The organism is Dorea sp. Marseille-P4042 (assembly GCF_900290215.1).
Lineage (GTDB): Bacteria > Bacillota > Clostridia > Lachnospirales > Lachnospiraceae > Dorea > Dorea formicigenerans.
In genome coordinates this window covers 1,208,420-1,231,392 of the sequence record NZ_OLMI01000002.1, presented here as the reverse complement: position 1 = coordinate 1,231,392, position 22,973 = coordinate 1,208,420, and the positions used below count along the sequence as shown (strand labels likewise).

General features: G+C 38.7%; 23 protein-coding genes. 21 read left to right on the top strand and 2 right to left on the bottom strand.

The annotated features are described in order from the left end of the window. Window positions 1-79 precede the first annotated feature (79 nt). From C7E02_RS11610 to C7E02_RS11575, 9 genes are read left to right on the top strand one after another with little or no spacing between them, the layout of a single operon-like run. Complete coding sequence (locus C7E02_RS11610) at window positions 80-1,609, top strand: ABC transporter ATP-binding protein (protein ID WP_105309626.1); 1,530 nt, start codon at window positions 80-82, stop codon at window positions 1,607-1,609. Then, a complete protein-coding gene (locus C7E02_RS11605; RefSeq protein ID WP_105309625.1) occupies window positions 1,599-2,699 on the top strand; it encodes an ABC transporter permease in 1,101 nt (366 codons plus the stop codon). The genes C7E02_RS11610 and C7E02_RS11605 overlap by 11 nt, the downstream gene beginning before the upstream one ends. Continuing rightward, complete coding sequence (locus C7E02_RS11600; RefSeq protein ID WP_005332182.1) at window positions 2,696-3,604, top strand: ABC transporter permease; 909 nt, start codon at window positions 2,696-2,698, stop codon at window positions 3,602-3,604. Before C7E02_RS11605 ends, C7E02_RS11600 begins: the two co-directional genes overlap by 4 nt. 20 nt (window positions 3,605-3,624) lie before the next feature. Continuing rightward, entirely contained in the window at window positions 3,625-4,389 is a 765-nt protein-coding gene (locus C7E02_RS11595; RefSeq protein WP_105309624.1) for a hypothetical protein, read from the top strand. Between the two features lie 35 nt (window positions 4,390-4,424). After that, complete coding sequence (locus tag C7E02_RS11590) at window positions 4,425-5,702, top strand: nitrogenase component 1 (protein WP_158683027.1); 1,278 nt, start codon at window positions 4,425-4,427, stop codon at window positions 5,700-5,702. Beyond that, the gene (locus C7E02_RS20255; protein WP_330406775.1) at window positions 5,699-6,133 is read left to right on the top strand and encodes a nucleotide-binding protein; all 435 of its coding nucleotides are present in this window, start codon (window positions 5,699-5,701) and stop codon (window positions 6,131-6,133) included. Before C7E02_RS11590 ends, C7E02_RS20255 begins: the two co-directional genes overlap by 4 nt. After that, window positions 6,040-6,450: a hypothetical protein gene (locus C7E02_RS20250; protein ID WP_330406804.1), complete on the top strand. Its 411-nt coding sequence runs from the start codon at window positions 6,040-6,042 to the stop codon at window positions 6,448-6,450. Before C7E02_RS20255 ends, C7E02_RS20250 begins: the two co-directional genes overlap by 94 nt. Next, window positions 6,447-7,379, top strand: a complete 933-nt coding sequence (locus tag C7E02_RS11580; protein ID WP_105309622.1) for a carbohydrate kinase family protein — start codon at window positions 6,447-6,449, stop codon at window positions 7,377-7,379. Before C7E02_RS20250 ends, C7E02_RS11580 begins: the two co-directional genes overlap by 4 nt. 20 nt (window positions 7,380-7,399) lie before the next feature. Continuing rightward, window positions 7,400-8,182, top strand: coding sequence for a pseudouridine-5'-phosphate glycosidase (locus tag C7E02_RS11575; protein ID WP_158683025.1), 783 nt, complete (start codon window positions 7,400-7,402; stop codon window positions 8,180-8,182). Between the two features lie 224 nt (window positions 8,183-8,406). Here C7E02_RS11575 and C7E02_RS11570 read toward each other — a convergent pair whose 3' ends face one another. Beyond that, window positions 8,407-9,294 (bottom strand): AraC family transcriptional regulator, encoded by an 888-nt coding sequence (locus C7E02_RS11570; protein WP_105309620.1) that lies wholly within the window; start codon window positions 9,292-9,294, stop codon window positions 8,407-8,409. A gap of 330 nt (window positions 9,295-9,624) precedes the next feature. Between C7E02_RS11570 and C7E02_RS11565 the strand changes: the two genes are divergently transcribed. From C7E02_RS11565 to mutY, 12 genes are all read left to right on the top strand, one after another. Continuing rightward, window positions 9,625-11,214, top strand: a complete 1,590-nt coding sequence (locus C7E02_RS11565) for an ABC transporter substrate-binding protein (RefSeq protein WP_105309619.1) — start codon at window positions 9,625-9,627, stop codon at window positions 11,212-11,214. Window positions 11,215-11,313: 99 nt separating this feature from the next. Then, on the top strand, window positions 11,314-12,282 hold the full coding sequence (locus C7E02_RS11560; protein WP_105309618.1) for an ABC transporter permease: 969 nt from the start codon (window positions 11,314-11,316) through the stop codon (window positions 12,280-12,282). Further along, window positions 12,266-13,189 carry an ABC transporter permease gene (locus tag C7E02_RS11555; RefSeq protein ID WP_081646570.1) on the top strand — a complete coding sequence of 308 codons (924 nt, stop codon included), beginning with the start codon at window positions 12,266-12,268 and terminating at the stop codon, window positions 13,187-13,189. Before C7E02_RS11560 ends, C7E02_RS11555 begins: the two co-directional genes overlap by 17 nt. Window positions 13,190-13,198: 9 nt before the next feature. Next, window positions 13,199-14,221, top strand: coding sequence for an ABC transporter ATP-binding protein (locus C7E02_RS11550; RefSeq protein WP_105309617.1), 1,023 nt, complete (start codon window positions 13,199-13,201; stop codon window positions 14,219-14,221). Beyond that, a complete protein-coding gene (locus C7E02_RS11545) occupies window positions 14,214-15,191 on the top strand; it encodes an ABC transporter ATP-binding protein (protein WP_105309616.1) in 978 nt (325 codons plus the stop codon). The genes C7E02_RS11550 and C7E02_RS11545 overlap by 8 nt, the downstream gene beginning before the upstream one ends. A 72-nt stretch (window positions 15,192-15,263) precedes the next feature. Then, complete coding sequence (locus tag C7E02_RS11540) at window positions 15,264-16,478, top strand: MalY/PatB family protein (protein WP_105309615.1); 1,215 nt, start codon at window positions 15,264-15,266, stop codon at window positions 16,476-16,478. Window positions 16,479-16,682: 204 nt separating this feature from the next. Then, entirely contained in the window at window positions 16,683-17,831 is a 1,149-nt protein-coding gene (locus C7E02_RS11535; RefSeq protein ID WP_005338879.1) for a double-cubane-cluster-containing anaerobic reductase, read from the top strand. Between the two features lie 242 nt (window positions 17,832-18,073). Continuing rightward, on the top strand, window positions 18,074-18,712 hold the full coding sequence (locus C7E02_RS11530) for an endonuclease III domain-containing protein (protein WP_005338846.1): 639 nt from the start codon (window positions 18,074-18,076) through the stop codon (window positions 18,710-18,712). Between the two features lies 1 nt (window position 18,713). After that, on the top strand, window positions 18,714-18,998 hold the full coding sequence (locus C7E02_RS11525; RefSeq protein ID WP_005338844.1) for a hypothetical protein: 285 nt from the start codon (window positions 18,714-18,716) through the stop codon (window positions 18,996-18,998). 17 nt (window positions 18,999-19,015) lie between these two features. Then, window positions 19,016-19,540: a cob(I)yrinic acid a,c-diamide adenosyltransferase gene (locus C7E02_RS11520; protein ID WP_105309614.1), complete on the top strand. Its 525-nt coding sequence runs from the start codon at window positions 19,016-19,018 to the stop codon at window positions 19,538-19,540. A gap of 147 nt (window positions 19,541-19,687) precedes the next feature. After that, window positions 19,688-20,365: a GTP pyrophosphokinase gene (locus C7E02_RS11515; protein ID WP_005338843.1), complete on the top strand. Its 678-nt coding sequence runs from the start codon at window positions 19,688-19,690 to the stop codon at window positions 20,363-20,365. Between the two features lie 171 nt (window positions 20,366-20,536). Next, complete coding sequence (gene mutY, locus C7E02_RS11510) at window positions 20,537-22,378, top strand: A/G-specific adenine glycosylase (RefSeq protein ID WP_105309844.1); 1,842 nt, start codon at window positions 20,537-20,539, stop codon at window positions 22,376-22,378. Window positions 22,379-22,538: 160 nt separating this feature from the next. Here the strand turns inward: mutY and C7E02_RS11505 are convergent, their stop codons facing one another. Beyond that, entirely contained in the window at window positions 22,539-22,961 is a 423-nt protein-coding gene (locus C7E02_RS11505; protein WP_005342727.1) for a bacteriohemerythrin, read from the bottom strand. Between the last annotated feature and the right edge of the window lie 12 nt (window positions 22,962-22,973).

Genomic DNA, 22,973 nt, shown 5'->3' with positions numbered 1-22,973 from the left:
ATAATTAGCAGTGATAAGATGGCGGTTCTTTTTATAAGAATCGCCATTTGTTCTAACGAAAGAAGACAGTGGAGACGGTATGGAGAGCAACGAATATATTCTTGAATTAAATAATATATATAAACAGTTTGGCAACTTAATTGCGAATAATCACGTAAGCATTAAAATAAAAAGAAATTCCATCCATGCCATAGTGGGAGAAAATGGTGCGGGGAAAAGCACATTGATGAATATATTGACCTGTGTTTATAAGATGGATGCAGGAAAGATTCTCTTAAATGGAAAAGAAGTACATTTCCATTCACCCAAGGATGCAGCAAAGGCCGGTATCGGTATGGTACATCAGGAGTTCATGCTTTATAAAGGAATGACCGTATTAGAAAATATTATACTGGGAACAGAAAGAAGTCATATAGGTTTCCTAAATAAAAAAAGAGACTATAAAGATATTGAAGAAATCAGTAATAAATATCATTTTCAGCTTCCATTGAAGGAAAAAATTGATGAATTACCGGTTGCCATGTTGCAGCAGATTGAAATTGTAAAAGTATTGTACAGAGAAGCGGAAATATTTATTTTTGATGAGCCGACTTCAGTACTTACGCCACAGGGAGTGAAAGGCTTATTTCAGGCATTTCAGTTTTTGAAAGAGAAAGGAAAGACAATCATATTTATCACGCATAAGCTTCAGGAAGTTCTTGAAATTGCAGATTATGTGACAGTTCTAAAAGATGGAAAAGCAATTGGAACAAGAAAAAACGAGGGACTTACTGAGGAGATACTTGCAAGTATGATGGTTGGACGTGAGGTCATGCTTCATGCAAATAAACCGGCATGTGAAAGCGGTGAGATTATTTTAAGCGTCAATCATTTATCGGTGAAAGATTTTAATAATATTTTGCGAGTAGATGATGTGTCTTTTGATATTCACGAAGGAGAAATCGTTGGTATAGCAGGAGTTGCCGGATCAGGACAGAGCGAAATTGCAGCGACTCTTATGGGACTTGTTTCGCCAGAGCCGGACAGTGAAATCTGTTTTCTGGGAAAGAATATAAAGAATAAAAGTGTAAGAGAAAGAAGAGCTTTAGGAATAGGATATGTACCGCAAGATCGTATGAAAAATGGAATCAATAGACAGGGAACAGTCTGGGAAAATGCAATTATGGGATATCATTTGCAGCATGGAGTAAAAAAGAGTGGTGTCATAAATTTTAAGGAAGTACATGATTTTACAAATGATGTGGTAAATCAATATAGTGTAAAAGTGCAGAAAGATGAAGATATTGCCGGTACTTTGTCAGGAGGAAATATACAGAAACTGATTGTTGGAAGGGAATTTTCTCAAGATAAGAAGTTGTTGATTATTGAGGATCCAACCAGAGGAATTGATGTGGGAGCTATTGAATTTATCTGGAAAAAGATTATTGATATTTCGAGGAAAGGAGCTGCGGTTCTGCTTATCAGTCATGAATTGAATGAAGTTATGCAGTTATCAGACCGGATATTGATTGCATACAATAAAAAATTGCAGGCTCCAAAGAATTCAACTTCTCTTTCAGAAGAAGAAATAGGATTATTGATGGCAGGAGGAAAGATAAGTGAGCAGTAAATGGAAAGAAAAATGGAAAGATATGCGAATGATCTGCCTACAGTATGTGATTGCATTGCTACTTACGTTAGCGTTGGGAGCACTTCTGATCTATCGTCTGGGGGAGCAGCCAATGACTGCTGTTTATTACATCTGGGATGGAGCTTTTGGGAGCCTTTACAAATTTGGCAGTACATTAAGATGGATGACTCCATGCCTTTTTACCGGAATTGCAGTATCATTTGCATTTAAATCAGGAATCTTTAACTGTGGAATTCAGGGACAAGTATACATGGGGGCAATCACAGCGGCTACGATAGGTTATGCAGTGCCGATGCCAGCCGGAATTCATGCGTTTGTTTGTATCGCAGCAGCAGGGATTGTCGGAATGCTATGGGCATTGATTCCTGCAATTATGAGACTATATTTTAAAATAGACGAAGTTATTACTTCGCTGATGTTTTGCTTTATTGCAACCTATATTACTTCATATATTGTAATCTGGAAAATTATTGGTGGAAAAGCAGATTCCATGGCATCACAGGCAAATGCGTCACCACAGATTATGGACACAGCAAGAATTCCGAAGCTAATCGAGGGAACAGAATTAAATTGTGGAATGTTGTTTGGATTAGTGATAGTAATCATTATCTTTTTAATCTATAAACATACAAAAATTGGATATGAGCTGAAGCAGATAGGTCAAAATATAGAGTTCTGCAAAGCAGGAGGAGTCAATACAACAAAGTTATTCCTTGGAGTATTTTTGATTTCCGGATTGATTTCCGGATTGTGTGGTGGAATCGAAGTATCTGGTTCTTATGGAAGATTTAATACAAATTTCAGTAGTAATATCGGATGGGATGGAATTATGATTGCCAGAGTGGCAGGGAATAACCCACTTGGAGTGATTGCTGTTTCGTTTGTCTGGGGTGCTTTAAAAGCAGGAGCAATGAATATGGAACGCCTTACAACATTGAACCGACTTACAGTTAATATTATTCAGATGTTTTTTGTATTATTGATATCTGTTGATTTTAAAGCATTGTGGAAACGTTTTGGTGTTTACAGACAACGTCGGAAGATTAAAAAGATGGAGGAAACAGTATGATAAAAATATTATTTGGAACGATTACTCTGTCTGCAACATTAAGACTTGCGACTCCGATTATCATAGCAGCTGTAGGAGGAAGTTTTTCACATAAAGCGGGTACTTTTAACATTGCATTCGAATGTTTTATGTTATTTGGCGCATTTTTTGGAGCATATGGAAGTTATCTGACGGGGAGTCCGATGGCAGGAGCGCTGCTGGCGGCTGTTTCGGGAGGGGTACTTTCTCTTGTATTTGGATTATTTGTATTTATTTTAAAGGCAAACCCGATGATTATCAGTATTGCTATGAATAACGGAGCCTGGGCAGTCACGACGCTTATGTTGACACTGGTATGGGGAGTCAGAGGATCCTTTGTAAGCCCGGAAATTGTTAGTTTTAAAACACTGGATATTCCAGTACTTCGAAATATTCCTTACATAAAGAATATTGCAAATAACCAGATTATTCTTGTGTATATGGCATATGCAATTATTATCATCGGAACAATTATTATGTATAAGACAAAGTTCGGACTGCGAGTCAGAGGAATCGGTATCAATGATGTGGCAGCCCAGACCGCTGGTGTAAATGTTGGAGCGACTAAGTGGATTGCGCTGATTATTATGGGAACAATGGTTGCTTTTGCAGGAGCCTACTGTCCATTGTGTGGGTTAAGTACATTTTCAGAAAATATGACAGCAGGAAGAGGATTCCTGGCGTATGCATCAGTACTTGTTGGAGATGGAAATCCACTGGTCAGTGGTTTGATAGCGGTAGTTTTTGCATACGCAGATGCATTAATGCTTACACTGACACAAAAAGGATATCCAACACAGTTGATTCAAACATTTCCTTATGTAGCAGTTATTATTGTATTATTTGTAACAAATATAAAGAATTTTAAAAAGAGTGCAAGTGTGTAAGAAAATGGCAGGTGATGTAAATGAAAAATTTATTTAAAAGACTTCCCACTTTTTCAGCAGATTACAGTGGCGTATGCAATGCCATACAGCATATGCGCTGCCTGATAATACTACATGGTCAGGGAGGATGCATTGGCGAAGTGGAGAAAAGGCAGTTTTTCTGGAATTGGAAAAAAATTTTCCAAACCGGCAAAAAAGAAAATCGTGTGAATATTATTGGGGATACGTGTTTGTCCGGCTGGACAGAGGACAGGCGGACAAACTTAAAAAGCAACCTGCAAAGACAATACGATAAAGTCATTTCATGGAATGATAATGCTGGGATAGAAGAGTTACAGAAGATGTGTAGTGCCAGTATAAATATTGTGGCATCTGTCTCAGCACTTCCAACAGTCAGGAAGCTGGAAGAGGATTATGGAGTTCCATATATGATAGCAGAGGAGGAGTTAAAAGAGATAAAGGGAATGGAAGTATTTAATAAGACAGGATCTATTTTACTGGTTGGAGAACAGGTGATTATGAATCAATACAGAAAACAATTCCGAAAAAATGGATATACGGGTCGAATTTCCGTATGCAATTTCTTTGAGATGAATCTAGAATGGATGGAAGAAGGAGACTGCCGTCTGGAGGGCGAAGATGACTATATAAAATACCTCAAAGAGCAGGGCGGTTATGAATATATTGTCGGAGATCCGCTGTTGGAACAGTTTGGGGGATATCAAAAGGAATTTATAAATGTACCGCAAATTGCATTGAGTGGAAGATTATTAAATGACAGGTGATATGTGAAAAAGATTTTGAAGCGGGAGCGAGAAATATGAGTACAAGATCAATTTTTAGTATAGAGGAAGTTTATCAGTCAATTAAAGAGGAAAAAAATCTGACAGAAAGTCATCTTGGCGTTCCGGGAAATTCAAAAGGCTGTGGAGGAATTATAGATATTGCATTGATGATTCCAGAATCAGTGGTGCTATTTGTAGCACCACTCGGGTGTGCGCGTCATGTGACGACTCACAGCTGGCAGCGGGATGGCAGAGTATTTGCACTAGCATTGGATGAGGCAGAAGTTGTAACTGGTACACATCTCAACACCATTGAACAGGCAATTTTGGAGATTTATAATGATTGTAGAAATAAGCCAAAACTGCTTACTATATGTGGTTCCTGTATTGATCGTCTGATGGAATCGGACTTTGAAATGGTGGCAGAGCGGTTATATGGACAGATGCCTGGAAGAATCCTGGTCATCTGGATGGACCCGGTAGTAGGAAGAAAAGAACATTGCCAGGTCAGATGCTGGGATAAAGTTTATTCCATGTGGAGGACAGGTGAAAAGAAAAACCTGTCAGTGAATCTTATAGGTCGTCTGTATCCACCGGCACAGAATAGTGAACTTCCACAATTACTGAAAAAAGCTGGAGTTGAGAACGTAAAGCATATGGCTGAGTGCGAAACACTGAATGAGTTTTATGAGATGGGAAATGCATCATTAAATATTCTTGGAAGTAATCTTGGTGAGAAAGCGGCAAAAAAACTGCAGAAAACAAAAGGAATTCCATATATAAAATGTCAGCCAACATTATCGGTAGAAAAAGTGTATAATATGTACAGGCAGCTGGAAGATATTTTGAAAATTAAAATCTGTGATGAAGAAATCTATAGATTCACGAAAAAAGAAGTGGAGCAATTCAAAAAAGAGCGCAAAAACAATCCGGTACATATGGCAATAGTAGAAGCCTATGCGAGCCATGAAGATGCTTTTTCCATGGCAAAGGAGATTGCAGAATTAGGAATTAGTGTTGACTGGATTTATTCCGATGGGAAATTTAGTGGGAAATCGGAACAGATTACCTGGCTGTATGAAAATCAGAAAAATGCAAAAGTTTTGCTATTATCACATCCGGGCAGCAGGAAAATGATGCTAGATCCGCCAGAAGTGGATGTGGCATGGGGGATGAATGAAAAGTGGTTTTTAAAGAAAAAGAATAATCATTGGATTGATGTAGAAAGCAGACCAATAGACTGTGATTATGCTAGTGTTTTATGGTTTATAAATGTTGTAGAAAATGAATTGAAAAGAAGGAAAGATAAATGAAGAAGATTGCAATTTATGGAAAGGGTGGAATTGGGAAATCCACAGTGACAGGAAATCTGGCGGTAGCATTTGCACAGACTGGGTATCGGGTGCTTCAGATTGGCTGTGACCCGAAGGCAGATTCTACAATGAACATAGTAGGAGAACAGGGAATAGAACCTGCCATGGATGTTCTGCGAGGTGGGAATATATATCCAGCATTGGAGGATATTTGTAAAGTCGGATTTGCAGGAGTATATTGTGTAGAGGCAGGAGGCCCAATTCCGGGAATGGGATGCGCAGGTCGAGGAATCATTACAACATTCGAATTACTGGAAGAGCTGGAAGCATTTGAAAAATTAATCCGGACATTGTATTATTTGATGTTCTGGGTGATGTTGTTTGTGGAGGATTTGCAGCACCGATTAGAGATAATTACGCAGATGAGGTAATCATTGTTACCTCCGGTGAGAAAATGTCCCTATATGCAGCAGGGAATATTGTAAAGGCGGTAAAATCTTTTGAGGCTCGTGGATATGCGTCAGTGAAAGGCGTCATATTAAACCGACGGAATGTTGAAGACGAAGAAGTGGAAGTTGCCAGATTTCTGGAGGAAAACGAATTACCTCTATTAGGTGATATCCCACGTGATAATCTGATTCAGCAGTGCGAGAAGAAATCACAGACTGTCTTGGAAGGAGCAAAAGAGTCAGAGGTGGCGGAAATGTTTCGATATCTTGCAAAGAAGATAGTGGAGGAAAAATTATGATTCACAGAATTTTGTCACTTGGAACGATTGCAGTTGATACAATGCTTTATATTGACAAAATGCCAGGAAAAGATGGATTTGGACATGTATATTCTGAAAAAGTTGTTCCAGGAGGCAGCAGTGCAAATGTCGCTGTTGCAGTAAAAGAATTAGGAAATATAGTTTTACAGTCAGGGAAAATAGCAGATGATTCATTTGGAGTTATTATTAAAAACAATCTGAAGGAAGAAGGAATTGATACAAGATATCTGGTGACAGAACCAGGTGGGGAATCTTTACATACGTATATTGTTGTGGATAAATCAGGAGAGCATTTTATTCTAGCAAATTCCGGAAACTGTGTAATGAATCTTGAAAAAGAAGAAATACCAGATCAGTTGTTTGAAGATATTGATTTATTTTATACAGATCTTGCATCTCCAAGGGCAGCAGTTTATATTGCTGGAGAATGTTACAGGAGAGGAATTCCGGTTGTGTATAATCTTCGGAATCCACCATCTATGGATCAAGGAGTAACATCAGAAGTTATAGATGAAATGTTGGAATATACCAGTTTATTTATTACAGGTAAAGCCACAATCTGTGCGACAACAGGAATAGATGATCCAGTTCAGGCAGTGAAGACATTTATCGGAGAGCACCATCTTCCAGATGGATTCATCTGCACCCAGGGGTCTGCTGGGGCAGACTGGTTTACAGAAGAAGAATACCATTGTGGTATCTGTGAAGTAGACAGTGTCGATACGACCGGAGCCGGAGATGTATATATTGCTGGAATTATGGATTCTTATTACTGTAAACAGAAATCAAAGCAGGAAAGTATGAAAGATGCGGCAGTTGTTGCAGCATTAAAAACAATGCAGACAGGACCGCGTTTTAGTATGGACAGAGAAAAACTAGAAGAAATGAGAACGATGTATATATCGTAAAAATGATTGGTGGGAGAATTATGAATGAAAAATATCTGGTGGAAAGTTGTTTACTTACACATGGACTTCGTTCTGTTACAGATGAAGAGATGATGCAGACATGGCAGGGAGTAGATGCGACATTTGCTTGGATAGATAAGGGAAAAATCCAAACTGGTTCTGTGGAACAATTCATAGAATTTCGAAAAAGAAAGATTAAGCTCAGAGTAAATTACAAAAATATAGATGAGATGCTGGAGAAAAAGGTTCCGGGAGCATTAACTGCGTCAGGAACAATGGAAGTATGCCGGAGATTAGAAATTCCGACAGCTGTGACATGTGGAATTGGAGGAATCGGAAATATTCCGGGAGAAAAAATTTGCACAGATTTGCCTGCCTTGGCAGAGATTCCGGTAAATCTTGTTGCAACATCTCCAAAGGATATGATAAATATTCCACAGACATTTACATGGCTTCGAGAAAGAGATGTAAAAATTTTCGGATATCATACAGATTACTGTACAGGATATGTATTTTACAGTGCACATGAGAAATTGGACGGAACATTTGATACAGTACCAATGGAGCGGACAGGCAAAACATTACTTTTAAATCCAATACCGATGGAAGATAGAATTCAGGATAATCAGATTCTGGAACAGGCTGTAAAAGAAGCATTTGAGGCAGTGAAAAGAGGTGAGTATTTTCATCCGGCTGCCAATGGAGCAATAGACAAACTGACAGACGGAAAATCTTCTTATATTCAACTAGCATCTATTGTAGAAAATGCAAAACTTGCAGAAAACATAGCAAAAACCCGTTAGTCTTTCGACCAACGGGTTTTTGTTGTTGTTATAGTTATCTAAAGGAATGAGAGTAAGTGCTTTCGCACTTTATGAGGGGGAGATAGTTGATTTATGTCTCTCTCAACTATCTGACTTTATTATAGCCAAGAATTATGTCTAAAATATGTTAAAACAATAAAACAAATCTGAAATTTCTTATGAAAACCTTAAGAAAACAGGAAAGTAGGTTAAGAAATCCCAATTCAATCTAGTGTTTCAATAGAAATATCTTCACTTTTTTGAGCAAGACATTCTGCCGGTGAAATTTTATAGGTATTTTTAAATGCTCGATAAAATGAAGAATAATCATTAAATCCAACTTGTGAAGCAACTTGTTTGAACGGAACACCTGCTCGGATAAGTCGTACAGATTCGGCTAGTCGTTTTTTCCGGATATATTGATAGCAACTAATACGTAACTTTTTTTGGAATAAACTGTTCAAGCAACTTTTGCTGATATGGTATTTTATAGACAAATCTTCTAGGCTGATATTATCAGTAAAATGCTCATCAATATAGGCAATGATTTCATTAATCAATTCAGGTTGTAGTTCTGTGATTGCCTTTGTGCAGGAGGTGGCGAAGCTGGCAATTTTGACTAACAGGCAGAGTACTGCACCGCATAAATATGCTTCAGATAAAGAGCCATATGTGTCTGAAATTTTATATAATGAAGGAAAATCTATTCCAAATTCGAGTGCGCTATCTGCAGTATGAAGAATGCTCGGAAACTGAAATGAGAAATTAATATGATTAATTTCATCAAATTTATTCATTAATATTTCAAAATAATCATTACTGATCCATAATGTATATATATCAAAATAATTCGAAACCATTTCACTGGATGTAAAATGGTGATTTGTATTTGGCGGAATAATAAGAATATCACCATTTGTAAGATAGAGCGTATCTTTTCCAAGGGTAAATAATATATCACTGCTTTTACAGAAATTTATTTCATAAAAATCATGTTTATTCATGTGAAAATCATCATTTAAATATCCACTGTGATGCATACATTTTACATAACGTATATTCAAATCAAGGCTATATTTTTCTTTTGGAGTTTTTCGGTTCAGAGTAATCATAAGTACACCTCATTGTGAAAATGCATGTTAACAGATACGGTATAAGTATACCATGTTATGATAATAAATGCATGATTTAGATTGTAAAAAGTGTTATATGTATTGCAAAAAGAAGTTGAAAATAACATATAGAAAAAAACAATATATGTATAAAAAATGGAAAAAGCCTGAAAATTGGCAGTTACTTATAGGCAAAAGAAATAAATAAAAAAATGCATAAAAAAATATCTATTTGCGACGATAATTAGAAAGTGTTACTTTTTCAGAAATAAATATTTCATATATCCGTTATGAAATGTAATTCAGAACAAACAGGAGGAAGAGTAAAAAATGAAAAGAAGAGTAGTAGCAGTATTTTTGAGCCTTGCTATGGTAGCGGCTCTTGCTACAGGATGTGGAAATTCTGGAAAAGAAGCAAGTGGTACGAGTAGTGATACGAAAACTGAAAGTACGAATGATAAAGAAAGCGTGTTTATTCAGCCAATCACATCTATGCCGGCATCATTACAGCCAAGTACAAAGAGTGATGATCAGGTTACTAAAACAAGACCTGTATCAGACCGATTACTGGCTGAAACAGCCGATGGTATTGAATATTATCTGGCAGACAGTCTGGAAGTTTCAGATGATGGAAAAGAATATACACTTCATTTAAATGAAGATGCAAACTGGAGTGACGGAGAGCCGATTACCGTAGATGACATCTTATTTACAATCGATTATGCAGGTGTAAGTTCGAATGGAAATTCATCTGCAAACACTATTGCAGGACAGCCGATCAATTTTGAAAAAGTAGATGATAAGACTTTAAAAATTCAGTTACCAATGCCATATGCAACATATGTAAGAACGCTGGATCAGATGTGCGTACTTCCATCACATGCATTTGACGGAGATGCTACAAAAGTAAATGATAGTGATTATTTTAAACAGCCTGGATTTGCAAGTTCAGGAGCATATGTAGTATCAGAGATCAACGATGATAATATTGTATTTACAGCAAGAGATGATTATTACAGAGGAACACCGTCTGTTAAGAAAATTATTATGAAGACAATTGGTTCCGGAAGCACCAGTGATATCGCACTTGAAAATGATGAGATTTCTTATATGCGTGTAACAACAGCAGATCAGCTTGAAAAATATAAAAAAGCATCTGATGAGTATACATTATATGAGTTATCTGAGGCACGCTTAAACTATCTGCAGATCAATCCTGCATCAAATTTAACAGATGATGAGAGAAAAGCAATTTTCTTAGCATTAGATGCTCAGGAGATTATTGATGCAGCATATGGTACAGATGAGCTTGCACAGCCAGCTAATAGTCTGATGACACCGGATCAGAGCTTCTATGATAAAGACTGTAAAGGTTACAGCCAGGATATTGAGACAGCGAAGAAACTTGCAGAGTCTTCCGGACTTACAGGAAAGACAATCAACTATAAGTTTAATTCAGACCGTGCTAACATGGAGGCAGTTGCAACGGTTGTTCAGCAGCAGTTAGAGAAGATTGGTGTAAAGGTAAATGTACAGGGAGCAGATTCAACGACATTCTTTAAGAGCTTCTTCTATATGTGGTATGGAAGCGGTGAGAAAGATACAAGCTGGGATTTAGCTTCCAATGGTTGGGATTCTGAAAGAGGAACAGATCTTGGACAGTCCCTTTCTTATTTCAACAGTTCATTTGGATACAGTGACGAAATTAAAACACTGGCACAGCAGATCAATGCAACAGTAGATCAGGATGAAGCAAAGACATTAGCAAAAGATCTTCAGCAAAAGACATTAGATGAGTACTATCAGTATCCATTAACATATACCAATTATATTATGGTATCTAAGAAAAATGTAACAGGGCTGGATACATGTAAGATTATTCCGGAATTTAATGATTATCTGGAAATTTCAGTCAAATAATTAATGTTGAAATAATTACAAATTCGAGTAAAGAAGATAAGGCAGATATTCGAACAATATCTGCCTTATCAACATATGAAGTGAAAGAAAGGATTAGAAATGTTAAAATATTGTGCAAAAAAGATAGCTCAATTACTGATTGTATTAGTATTGATTTCCTTTTTTTCTTTTGGGATCATTTATTTTGCACCAGGAGATGTTTCTTCCATGTACATTACTCAGGATATGACAGATGAACAAAAAGAACAGGTGAGAAAAGATCTTGGATTAGACAGAAGTATGATGGAACAGTATACAGAGTGGGCGAAACGTGCAGTTCAGGGTGATTTTGGTGTATCTCTTGCAAATAAAAATTCAGTAGCACCACAGATCATGAACCGACTTCCGGCAACAATACAACTGATGGGAGCGGCATTGTTGTTGTCATTGATTTTGGCTATTCCGCTTGGACTGGTGGCAGGGGCGAAGAAAAATACATGGATTGATAATTTTATCAGCAGCATTTCCTATATAGGAATGTCAGTACCATCGTTCTGGCTTGGAATGCTATTGATCATTTTCTTTACAGCAAAGCTTCACATACTGCCATCTTCAGGTATGCATTCTGCGGGAATGACATCTCTGGGGGATACTGTAAAGCACATGATAATGCCGTGTATTACGTTAAGTCTTGGTAATCTGGCAGTTTTCATCCGCTACGTGCGGGCAAACACAGTTGGTCAGTTGAATGAAGAATATGTTGTGACAGCAAGAGCAAAAGGAACACCGGATATGAAGATTTTATTCAATCATGTGATGAAAAATACATTGTTGCCGATTATTACTTTATTGGGAATGAATATGGCATCTTTGGTATGTGGATCATTTATTATAGAAACTATATTTGGCTGGCCTGGAATTGGAACCTTGGCAATGAGTGCAATTGGTTCCAGAGATTATCCGATGATCATGGCATATGTCATGATGTCCGGCTGCATTCTTGTAATAGGAAATTTTGTGGCAGATGTTCTTTATGCTGTAGTAGATCCGAGAATCAAACGGGGGATAGATGATGCAAATGGAAAATAAACTGGAATATACCGATGATTTATTTGTCAGGACAAATAAAAAGTATAAAGAAGAAGTGAGTGTAGCTCGCCACAGTGTATGGAGAGATATTAAAAAAGAACTGTTAAGCAATAAGATTGCAGTTATCTGCCTGGTGATTTTATGTGTGATTATCATTGCATCATTTCTGGCACCATTAAGCCCGTATGATCCGAATGTAATTGATGTTACGCACAAATTAGAAGGACCGTCATCTGCACACTGGTTTGGAACAGATGACTATGGCAGAGATTACTTTACAAGGGCATTATACGGAGGAAGAGTGTCACTTACAGTTGGTTTCTCAGCAATGATCGTAACTGTGATACTTGGAACAGCAATTGGTGTCATTTCTGGATATGTAGGTGGAAAACTAGATATTCTGATGATGCGTTTTACAGATATATTTCTTGCGCTCCCAAGTATGCTTTTAATGATTGTATTAAATACTATGTTAAGTCCGGGGCTTGTGACACTGATATTAGTCCTGAGTCTGTTTTCATGGGCATCGGTTGCCAGAATTACAAGAGCGGAGACAATGTCCTTAAAAGAAAGAGATTTTGTAGTTGCTTCAAAGAATCTGGGGGCTGGAAATATTCTGATTGCAGTGAAACATATTGTTCCGAATATTATGGGACCTGTTACAGTTGCTGCAAGTCTTGGCGTTGCAAATGCAATCTTAACGGAATCCTCTTTGAGCTTTTTAGGACTGGGAGTGCAGATTCCGCAGGCGTCCTGGGGAAGCATGTTACAGGGAGCACAGTCTCATATTATGGATACCCCAATGCTGGCAATTTATCCAGGAGTTCTGATATTATTTACAGTGTTGAGTTTTAACCTGTTAGGAGATGTGCTTAGAACAGCATTGGAACCTAAGATTGTGAAGTAGGAGACAGGAATGAAATCATTAGTAGAAGTAAAAGATTTATCAGTATCATATTATACATATGCTGGAGAAGTGCAGGCGGTAAGAGGAATTTCGTTTAACATTTGTGAAGGAAAGACAGTTGCGCTGGTTGGAGAATCGGGCTGTGGAAAATCTGTAACAGCCAAGACGTTATTAGGTCTGATTGATAAGCCGGGAAAGGTAAAAAATGGAAGTGTGGTATTATTTAGGGGAAAAGATATACTGAATAATAGTAAAAAAGAATGGAATGATTTCCGAGGGAAAGACTGTTCTATGATTTTTCAGGATGCCCTGGTTTCTCTGAATCCGACAAAATCAATTGGCAAACAGATTATAGAGAACTTAAAAAATCATCAAAAGGAAAATAAACAGGAAATGTGGACGAAAGCGGTCAAGATGCTGGCAAAGGTAGGAATTCCTGATCCAGAGACATGCATGAATAAATATCCACATGAACTGTCTGGAGGAATGCGGCAGAGAGTGATGATTGCTATGGCAATGATTACAAAACCAGAACTTTTGATTGCAGATGAACCGACAACCGCTTTGGATGTTACGATTCAGGCACAGATTCTGGAGTTGATGAAGGAACTGCAGGAAGAAACAAAGATGTCAATTCTCATGATTACTCATGACATGGGTGTGGTGGCAGATATTGCAGATGAAATTATTGTAATGTACGCGGGAAAGATTGTAGAAAAAGCTCCTTGCAGAGAACTGTTCTATCACCCGCAGCATCCATATACATGGGCACTTCTGAATTCTGTTCCAAGAATTGATTATGAAGAAGACAGTAAACTGATTGCAATTGAAGGAAGCATACCGGATATGACCAATCCGCCGAAAGGCTGTGGATTTTGCGCAAGATGTCCGTATGCAATGAAGATATGTGAAGAATACGAGCCGCCGAAAACGCAGCTGGAAAAAGAGCATGAAATCAGCTGCTGGCTGATGAACGAAAAGGCAGACAGGTCAGGACTGCCGTATGAAATAGGAGGAAAGACAGATGAGTAGTGATTCTGCAAAAGAAATAGAGCTGGAAGTACGGAACCTGTGCAAATATTTCCCTGTGAAGCATAAGGGAGTGTTAAAGGCTGTGGATCATGTCTCATTTCAGATTCAAAGAGGAGAAACATTAGGAATTGTTGGAGAATCGGGTTGTGGGAAAACAACATGTGGCAAGACCTGTATTGGAATGTATGAGCCACAGTCCGGCGAAGTCTTGTATCAAGGCAAAAATATTCATAAAATGAGTAACAAAGAGCGCTTTGAACTTACAAGTAAAGTTCAGATGATTTTTCAAGATCCATATGCGTCACTGGATCCGCATCAGAAAGTATACGATATTATTGCAGAAGGAATGCGGATACATAAGCTGGTATCTAATCAGTCGGAAGAAGAAAAGAAAGTTATGGAACTTTTGGAAATGGTAGGACTTAGTGCAGAACATGCCAACCGTAATGTGCATGAATTCTCTGGAGGTCAGAGACAGCGGATTGGAATAGCAAGAGCATTGTCTGTAGAACCGGAATTCTTATTTTGCGACGAACCCATTTCAGCATTGGATGTATCCATTCAAGCACAGATTGTAAATCTTTTGGAACGGCTGAAAGAAGAACGGAATCTGACAATGTTGTTCATAGCACATGACTTGTCTATGGTAAAACACATTTCTGACAAAATTGGAGTGATGTACCTTGGAAATATGGTAGAAATGTCTTCGGCAGCAGATCTTTATAAGAATCCATATCATCCATATACCGAAGCATTGTTATCCGCAGTGCCGATTGCAGATCCGGATGTGGCAAAAACAAAAAAGAGAATTTTTCTTCAAGGAGATGTGCCAAGTCCAGTCAACCCGCCAAAAGGATGCCGTTTTTGTGGACGTTGCAGCAAATGTATGGACATTTGCCATGAGACATGCCCGGAATTAAAAGAGATTTCCAAAGACCACTGGGTGGCATGTCATCTATACGATGAATAAGATAGATGTTATAATTTTTCCATAAATGCTTTTTTCAATATTAAAACAAGTATGAGACAGGAGAGGAATAAAATGAAATACGATTTTACGAGTATTATTGACAGAAAAGGAAAGGATGCGATTGCGGTAGATGTATTACCAAATCTGCTTGGTCCGAAGAATCCGATTCAGGTAAGAGACGGTCTTGACATGATTCCAATGTGGATTGCGGATATGAACTTCCCGGCTTTACCAACGATCACTGAGGCAATTATCGAGAGGGCAAAACATCCCACTTACGGATATTTTAAGACAAGAGATGAATATTTTGACAGCATCATCAGATGGCATGAGATGAGAAATCATGTAACAGGTCTTGAAAAAGAGCATATCGGTTATGAAAATGGAGTTCTTGGAGGTGTTGCAAGTGCGCTTCATGTGCTTTGCTCTCAGGGAGATCATGTACTTGTTCATGCACCGACATATATTGGATTTACAGGAACGCTCAACAACAACGGATATCATATTGTGCACAGTAATCTGAAAAAAGATGAAGAGGGAATCTGGCGTATGGATTTTGAAGATATGGAGGAGAAAATAGTAAAAAATAAAATTCACGCTGCAATTTTCTGCTCTCCACATAATCCAACCGGACGTGTCTGGGAGCGCTGGGAGATTGAAAAAGCAATGGAACTTTATGCAAAATACGATGTGACAGTTATTTCTGATGAAATTTGGTCTGACATTATTCTGGACGGACATCAGCATATTCCGACGCAGTCTGTTTCAGAAGATGCAAAGAACCGTACAGTAGCACTCTATGCGCCATCCAAGACATTTAATCTGGCAGGACTGATTGGCAGTTATCATATCATTTATAATCGGACACTCAGGGAGCGCATTATAAAAGAATCCTCTCTGTGTCACTATAATTCGATGAATGTGCTGTCTATGTATGCGCTGATAGGTGCATATAAACCGGAAGGCTGCGAGTGGGTGGACGAACTCAGACAGGTCATCGGAGAAAATGTGGCATATGCCTGCGATTATATTGACGAGCATTTCGAAGGTGTGCATGTATCTAGACCACAGGGAACATACATGCTTTTCATTGACTGTGAAGAGTGGTGCAAGGCTCATGGAAAAACTGCAGAGGAACTGTTGAAAATGGGCTACGAGGCAGGAGTGTTTTGGCAGAGCGGAAAAGCATTTCATGGAGAATGGTATATCCGCATGAACCTCGCTCTGCCGAATTCCAGAGTGAGAGAAGCATTTGACAGACTGGATAAATACGTATTCAATGCGTAAGGACTTTTACAGCTGGTAAAGGTTCTTGCACCTGGTAAGATTTCTTGAAACTATAGGTAAACAAAATATCTCAATGAATATATTATAAATACCAATTTGTCCGATATTAATAAAAAGACTACAATAAAAATCATATTGAGATACGATATAATTTTCCATGCATAATTATATGGTGGGGAAATGAAAACTTAAGGAGGAAGCAACATGGAGTTAGTAAAAGAATTGCCTGAGATTTTCGAAGAATTTGCAGAGCAGAGGCAGAAATCATTTTTGGTCATGAAAGAGGTAAAAGATAAGGGGATTCCAGTAATTGGCGCGTATTGTACATATTTTCCACAGGAAATTGCCATGGCTATGGGAGCTGTAACAGTCGGACTTTGTTCCACATCTGATGAGACAATCCCGATTGCAGAAAAAGATCTTCCAAAGAACCTTTGCCCGATGGTAAAAGCAAGTTATGGTTTTGCTGTAACTGACAAATGTCCATTTTTCTATTTTTCAGATGTGGTTGTCGGGGAAACAACTTGCGATGGAAAGAAAAAAATGTACGAGTTAATGAAAGAGTTTAAAAATGTGTACATTATGGAACTTCCAAATACTCAGAATGAAGCAGCATTAGAACTTTGGAAAAAGGAGATTATACGATTCAAAGAATATCTTGAAGAGACATTTAACACAACAATCACAGAAGAACAGGTTCGCCATGCAGTTCATGTTGCTAACCAGGGACGGCTGGCACTTCGCAGGTTTTATGAGACAATGAAAAATGATCCGGCGCCAATGGAAGGTTCCAAGCTTTTTAATGTTCTTTATGGAAGCCAGTTCAAATTTGATAAAGAAGCAATGCCGGCAGAAATTGATGCACTGACAGAAAAAATCATGAAAGAATACGAAGAAGGAGAAAAGCCAGAGAGACGAAAGAGAATTCTCCTGACAGGTTGCCCAAGCAGCGGTGCTCCGATGAAGGTTGTAAAAGCAATTGAAGAAAATGGTGGAAATGTCGTTGTATATGAGAACTGTGGAGGTGCGAAGTCAGTGGATCGCCTGATCGATGAAGATGCAGAAGACATTTATCAGGCAATAGCAGAACGTTATCTGGCAATTGGCTGTTCTGTCATGACTCCAGACACGAATCGTTATGAATTGTTGGAAAGATTGCTTGACGAGTATCAGGTAGAAGGAGTTGTTGAGATGACCCTTCAGGCCTGTCATACATATAACATTGAGGCAAAGAGCATCGAGAAGCGTGTAAAAGAAAAAGGACTTCCTTATATTCATATCGAGACAGATTATTCACAGGCAGATGTAGGACAGCTTGATACACGAATCGCAGCATTCCTTGAGATGATTTAAGGATACTACGAACATAAAAGAGTAGCATTTGCAGACTAAAAAAGGTCCACCGGACCTTTTTGTCGTATGCTTGGCAACAAAAAGCAGGTAACTTAGTGTTATCTGCTTTTGTCATGTCGGAAAGTGTGTTATTATATCAGATATGAGATGGCTCTCGCCTTTGCAGATGGCGAGCAAAAAAATCCGAGGCATTTTTGAACAAAAGTTGTTCTATTGTCAGACTGATAGAAGGAGAGATTAGCATGCGAAAAAAAGAACTAGCTCTGGAAGTAATCCGTCGCCTGAAAGAAGAATATCCGGATGCGGATTGTACATTAGATTATGATGAAGCCTGGAAGCTTCTTGTCAGTGTACGTCTGGCAGCCCAGTGTACAGATGCGAGGGTCAATGTAGTCGTAGAAGATCTCTATGCAAAATTTCCAGATGTAAATGCACTTGCAGATGCGCCGGTGGAGGAGATAGAAGAGATCGTAAGACCGTGTGGACTTGGAAAAAGTAAAGCAAGAGACATCAGCGCATGCATGAAGATACTTCGGGATGAATATAATGGAAAAGTCCCAGATGATTTTGACAAATTATTAAAGCTCCCGGGAGTGGGAAGAAAGAGCGCGAATCTGATCATGGGGGATGTGTTCGGCAAGCCGGCAATTGTTACAGATACGCATTGCATCAGATTATGTAATCGAATCGGACTTGTAGACAAGATGAAAGATCCGAAAAAAGTAGAGATGGCATTGTGGAAGATTATACCACCAGAAGAAGGAAACAGCTTCTGCCACAGACTGGTTAACCATGGAAGAGAAGTATGTACAGCCAGAACAAAACCTTATTGCGATAAATGCTGCCTCCAGGACATTTGTAAGAAAGTGGATGTGAAATAATATGGCAAATGTAATAGATGTGTTAGATGAATTACAGAACCGGGCGTTAAAAGAACCAGAACTTAAGGAACGGCTTAAGAACACAAAGAAGGAAAAAGAACCGCTTAGTGCATTTTGCAGAGTCTGTCAGGAGCTGGGATATGAAATTTATGAAATGGATATTATTTGCGCAGGAGAGGAATTCCATGCAGCTATGAAAAGAAGTACGAATGGTGGGGGAGAAAATTCACCAATGCTTGCCGGAGAAGATGATTTTTACGAATTATTTATGGCAAATTTGAAATAAGAAATGGAGAATTGTAGATGATAGGAACTGGAAGGATACATGTATATTACGGAGACGGAAAAGGGAAAACGACAGCAGCTATGGGATTAGTGCTGCGTGCGGCAGGAAGTGGTCTGGATGTTCTGATGTTCCAGTTTTTAAAAGACAACTCTTCCAGTGAACGTGTTATTTTGGAGCAGATCCCGAATGTGACCTGTCTGCCGGGAAAAGATCGTGTGAAGTTCGTTAGCAAGATGAATGCAGACGAAAAAGCAAGATTAAAGCATTATAACAATAAAGCACTGGATGAGATTATAAAATTTTGCGGTCCATTTGATGTACTGGTACTGGACGAAATATTATGTGCAGTGCAGCTGGGCGTATTAAGTGAAGAAAAGCTGGTAGAGTTTCTGGAGCACAAACCACGTGGTCTGGAAATAGTGCTGACCGGTCATGCTGTCTCAGATAAAGTGCTGGAGCTTGCTGATTATGTAACCGAGATCCGAAAAGTCAAACATCCATATGATCAGGGAATTACAGCAAGAGAAGGAATTGAATATTAAGAAAAATCAGTGGATATTATAGAGTGGAGTCTTCAGCCCCGAATATCATTTATTAAGTTTTCGTGAACAGACCCACAAGTGAAGTGGAGTGTGTTATAATAAACAAGTACGAATTTTTCTCTTCAATATGGAGAGGAGAAGTGAGATATGGAGCGTGTAATAAAGAATTATGAAGATGTCGATAGTTGGAAAACGGTTATGTTCTTATACCAGTCGGCATTAAAAGAAGTCGGAACAAAACTGGAGATATTGAATGATGAATTTCAACATGTTCATCAGTATAATCCGATTGAACATATTAAGACAAGAGTAAAGACAGCAGAGAGTATCGTAAAGAAACTGAAACGTTACGGATATGAGACTTCCATAGAGAATATGGTAAAGTATATCAACGATATTGCAGGTGTGCGGCTCATTTGTTCCTTTACATCAGACATTTATCGTCTTGCAGAGATGATTGGTAATCAGAGCGACTTGAAGGTTCTGTCCATCAAAGATTATATCAAGAACCCGAAAGAAAGTGGATATAAGAGTTATCATATGCTGGTGTCTGTGCCGATTTTCTTGTCTGACAGTGTTGTTGATACAAAAGTTGAGATACAGATTCGGACCATTGCCATGGATTTCTGGGCAAGTCTGGAACATAAGATATATTATAAATTTGAGGGAAATGCACCGGATTACATCAGCCGGGAGTTGCGGGAATGTGCGGAGATGGTATCTTCGTTAGATGACAAGATGTTGTCACTCAACGAGGCAATCCAGACGTGTGTCCTGGAGCAGGAAGAGAAAGAAAATCGTACGAATGAAGGAAGTCTGAGTTAATATACTCAGGCTTTCTTTTGGAAAAGTGCTACTTCCAGGAAATAATTGGGAAATGCTACTTCCAGGATAATAATTGGGAAATGCTACTTTCAGGAAGTAATTGGAAAGTGCTACTTCCAGGAAGTAATTGGAAAGTGCTACTTCCAGGAAATAATTGGGAAAGGGAAATATATGAAATATCAGAATATCCGAGTAGGACATTTTATCAGCCGTCCGAACCGATTTATTGCAAAAATAGAGATTGAAGGCGCAGAAGAGACAGTTCATGTAAAGAATACCGGACGATGTGCGGAACTGCTGGTACCAGGGGCAGAAGTCTATGTCCAGGACAGCCAGCAGGAAGCCGAAGACTGGTTGTCAGATAATGAATTTTTACAAGGCGAAATGCAGGTGGCGGTTAGTTCAAAATCTACGAATATTGGGAAAAAACGTAAGACGCGCTGGGATTTGATTGCTGTAAGAAAAGGGGATAGGCTGATTAATATGGACTCCCAGATTCCCAATAAAATCGTAAAAGAATGGCTGGAACAGGAAAAATGGAATCACAATCTGCACAACCAGAGTGATCGAATCCATGGTATCACAAAAATTCAGCCGGAGTACACATATGGAAAATCAAGGATCGATCTCTATGTAGAAGCCCAGGATCGAAAAATTTTGATTGAAGTCAAAGGTGTAACATTAGAAGAAAATGGTGTTGTGCGATTTCCGGATGCCCCAAGCGAGCGCGCGGTAAAGCATGTCCATGAACTAAAAGAAGCATTAAAAGAAGGTTACGAATGCTATGTGTTTTTTGTAATACAAATGTCTGGCGTGCGTTATTTTACGCCGAACATGGACACACATCCGGAATTTAAAGAAGCACTTAAAGAGGCAGCAGAAGCCGGAGTACATGTAGTTGCTTACGATTGTTCGGTCAGAGAAGATGAAATCCGGATACAAGATCCAGTCCCGGTAATATTAGAAAACCCGGAATTGTATGAACTGAGCCAGGTGCTGGTACCATGGTATCAAAAAGCACGAAGAGATCTTCCATGGCGTCACACCACGGACCCATATCGAATCTGGGTTTCAGAAATAATGCTTCAGCAGACACGAGTAGAAGCAGTAAAGCGCTATTATGCAAGGTTCATGGAAGCACTTCCGAATGTAAATGCTCTGGCAAATGTTGAAGAAGACAAGCTCTTAAAATTATGGGAAGGCCTTGGATATTACAATCGTGTCCGGAATATGCAAAAAGCAGCCAGACAGATCATGGTAGATTACAATGGGACATTTCCAAAGACATATGAAGAAATTCAGTCACTCACCGGCATTGGCAATTACACTGCCGGAGCAATCAGTTCATTTTCCTTCGGACTTCCGTATCCAGCGGTAGACGGCAACGTTCTGCGCGTTATAACAAGAATCACTGCAGACGACAGCGACATCATGAAGCAAAGCACAAGAAAACAAATCGAAGAAAAACTTAAAAAAATTATTCCAAAAGATTGCGCAGGAGATTTTAACCAGGGACTCATTGAACTCGGCGCAATTGTGTGTGTTCCAAATGGGGAACCCAAATGCGAAGAATGTCCGGCAGCACCATTTTGCCAGGCAAGAATACAAGGAAAAATCCAGGAACTTCCAGTAAAAGAAAAAGCAAAAGCAAGACGAATCGAAAAAAAGACAGTGTTCATCTTGCGAGATGAAGATAAGATTGCTATTTGCAAACGACCAGCAAAAGGGCTTCTGGCAGGACTTTACGAACTCCCGAACATAGAAGAACACTTGAACAAAAAAGAGATAACACAGTATTGCAAAGAGATTGGACTCATGCCGATTCACATAAAAAAATTGCCCGCAGCAAAACACATTTTCAGCCACATCGAATGGCAGATGATCGGATATGATATACGCGTAGACGAATTGGAAAAAACAAACAACAAGAAATATCTTTTCATTCACCCAGAAGAAATTCAAAAAGAGTATCCTATCCCGTCAGCGTTCGAAAAGTATATGAAATTGATATAATTTTAATTGGGGACGGGGTTTTTTCAAAAAAACCCCGTCCCCAATTAAAATTTAACCTGTCCCAATTAAAATTGTCTTAATTGTACAAAAAAATCGTATTCCTTTTTCAAGGAATACGATTTGAGGTTACATATATTTAAGATCCATGTATAAATCCTGATTATAATCTTCCACCGTTTTCGCGCATATTAATATATTCTGCAACGGAACGGTCAAAACTGCTGATGTGGCGGTAGAACCACTTTACTACATGTTCTTCTACCTTCTGAACGAATGCATCGGAAGGACCTTCTTCTTCCTGGAGCATCTCATTCAACTCTTGAATCGTCTGTTTGAATTCTTCGTGTTTTGCATGGTGTTTGTCGTAATCCGGATAACAGACTTCTTTCTGAAGCGCTTCTTCATCACCAAAGTGTATGTCTGTGTACTTGGCAAGGTAGTCTAACATCTTTATTGCACTTATTTTTCCTTCGCCTGCTTCACAACTGTCGAGGAGTTTGTTGATTCGACCGATTAATTCTTCGTGCTGTGAATCGATTAATTCGTTTCCGGTAATCAGATCATCTGTAAATTCTGCTCTCATATTTATTCTACC

Excerpts from the sequence above, each read along its gene's own strand:
- C7E02_RS11610 (WP_105309626.1), top strand. The coding sequence starts at position 80 with ATGGAGAGCAACGAATATATTCTTGAATTAAATAATATATATAAACAG.
- C7E02_RS11600 (WP_005332182.1), top strand. The coding sequence starts at position 2,696 with ATGATAAAAATATTATTTGGAACGATTACTCTGTCTGCAACATTAAGA.
- C7E02_RS11595 (WP_105309624.1), top strand. The coding sequence starts at position 3,625 with ATGAAAAATTTATTTAAAAGACTTCCCACTTTTTCAGCAGATTACAGT.
- C7E02_RS11590 (WP_158683027.1), top strand. The coding sequence starts at position 4,425 with ATGAGTACAAGATCAATTTTTAGTATAGAGGAAGTTTATCAGTCAATT.
- C7E02_RS20255 (WP_330406775.1), top strand. The coding sequence starts at position 5,699 with ATGAAGAAGATTGCAATTTATGGAAAGGGTGGAATTGGGAAATCCACA.
- C7E02_RS11580 (WP_105309622.1), top strand. The coding sequence starts at position 6,447 with ATGATTCACAGAATTTTGTCACTTGGAACGATTGCAGTTGATACAATG.
- C7E02_RS11575 (WP_158683025.1), top strand. The coding sequence starts at position 7,400 with ATGAATGAAAAATATCTGGTGGAAAGTTGTTTACTTACACATGGACTT.
- C7E02_RS11570 (WP_105309620.1), bottom strand. The coding sequence starts at position 9,294 with ATGATTACTCTGAACCGAAAAACTCCAAAAGAAAAATATAGCCTTGAT.
- C7E02_RS11565 (WP_105309619.1), top strand. The coding sequence starts at position 9,625 with ATGAAAAGAAGAGTAGTAGCAGTATTTTTGAGCCTTGCTATGGTAGCG.
- C7E02_RS11560 (WP_105309618.1), top strand. The coding sequence starts at position 11,314 with ATGTTAAAATATTGTGCAAAAAAGATAGCTCAATTACTGATTGTATTA.
- C7E02_RS11555 (WP_081646570.1), top strand. The coding sequence starts at position 12,266 with ATGCAAATGGAAAATAAACTGGAATATACCGATGATTTATTTGTCAGG.
- C7E02_RS11550 (WP_105309617.1), top strand. The coding sequence starts at position 13,199 with ATGAAATCATTAGTAGAAGTAAAAGATTTATCAGTATCATATTATACA.
- C7E02_RS11545 (WP_105309616.1), top strand. The coding sequence starts at position 14,214 with ATGAGTAGTGATTCTGCAAAAGAAATAGAGCTGGAAGTACGGAACCTG.
- C7E02_RS11540 (WP_105309615.1), top strand. The coding sequence starts at position 15,264 with ATGAAATACGATTTTACGAGTATTATTGACAGAAAAGGAAAGGATGCG.
- C7E02_RS11535 (WP_005338879.1), top strand. The coding sequence starts at position 16,683 with ATGGAGTTAGTAAAAGAATTGCCTGAGATTTTCGAAGAATTTGCAGAG.
- C7E02_RS11530 (WP_005338846.1), top strand. The coding sequence starts at position 18,074 with ATGCGAAAAAAAGAACTAGCTCTGGAAGTAATCCGTCGCCTGAAAGAA.
- C7E02_RS11525 (WP_005338844.1), top strand. The coding sequence starts at position 18,714 with ATGGCAAATGTAATAGATGTGTTAGATGAATTACAGAACCGGGCGTTA.
- C7E02_RS11520 (WP_105309614.1), top strand. The coding sequence starts at position 19,016 with ATGATAGGAACTGGAAGGATACATGTATATTACGGAGACGGAAAAGGG.
- C7E02_RS11515 (WP_005338843.1), top strand. The coding sequence starts at position 19,688 with ATGGAGCGTGTAATAAAGAATTATGAAGATGTCGATAGTTGGAAAACG.
- mutY (WP_105309844.1), top strand. The coding sequence starts at position 20,537 with ATGAAATATCAGAATATCCGAGTAGGACATTTTATCAGCCGTCCGAAC.
- C7E02_RS11505 (WP_005342727.1), bottom strand. The coding sequence starts at position 22,961 with ATGAGAGCAGAATTTACAGATGATCTGATTACCGGAAACGAATTAATC.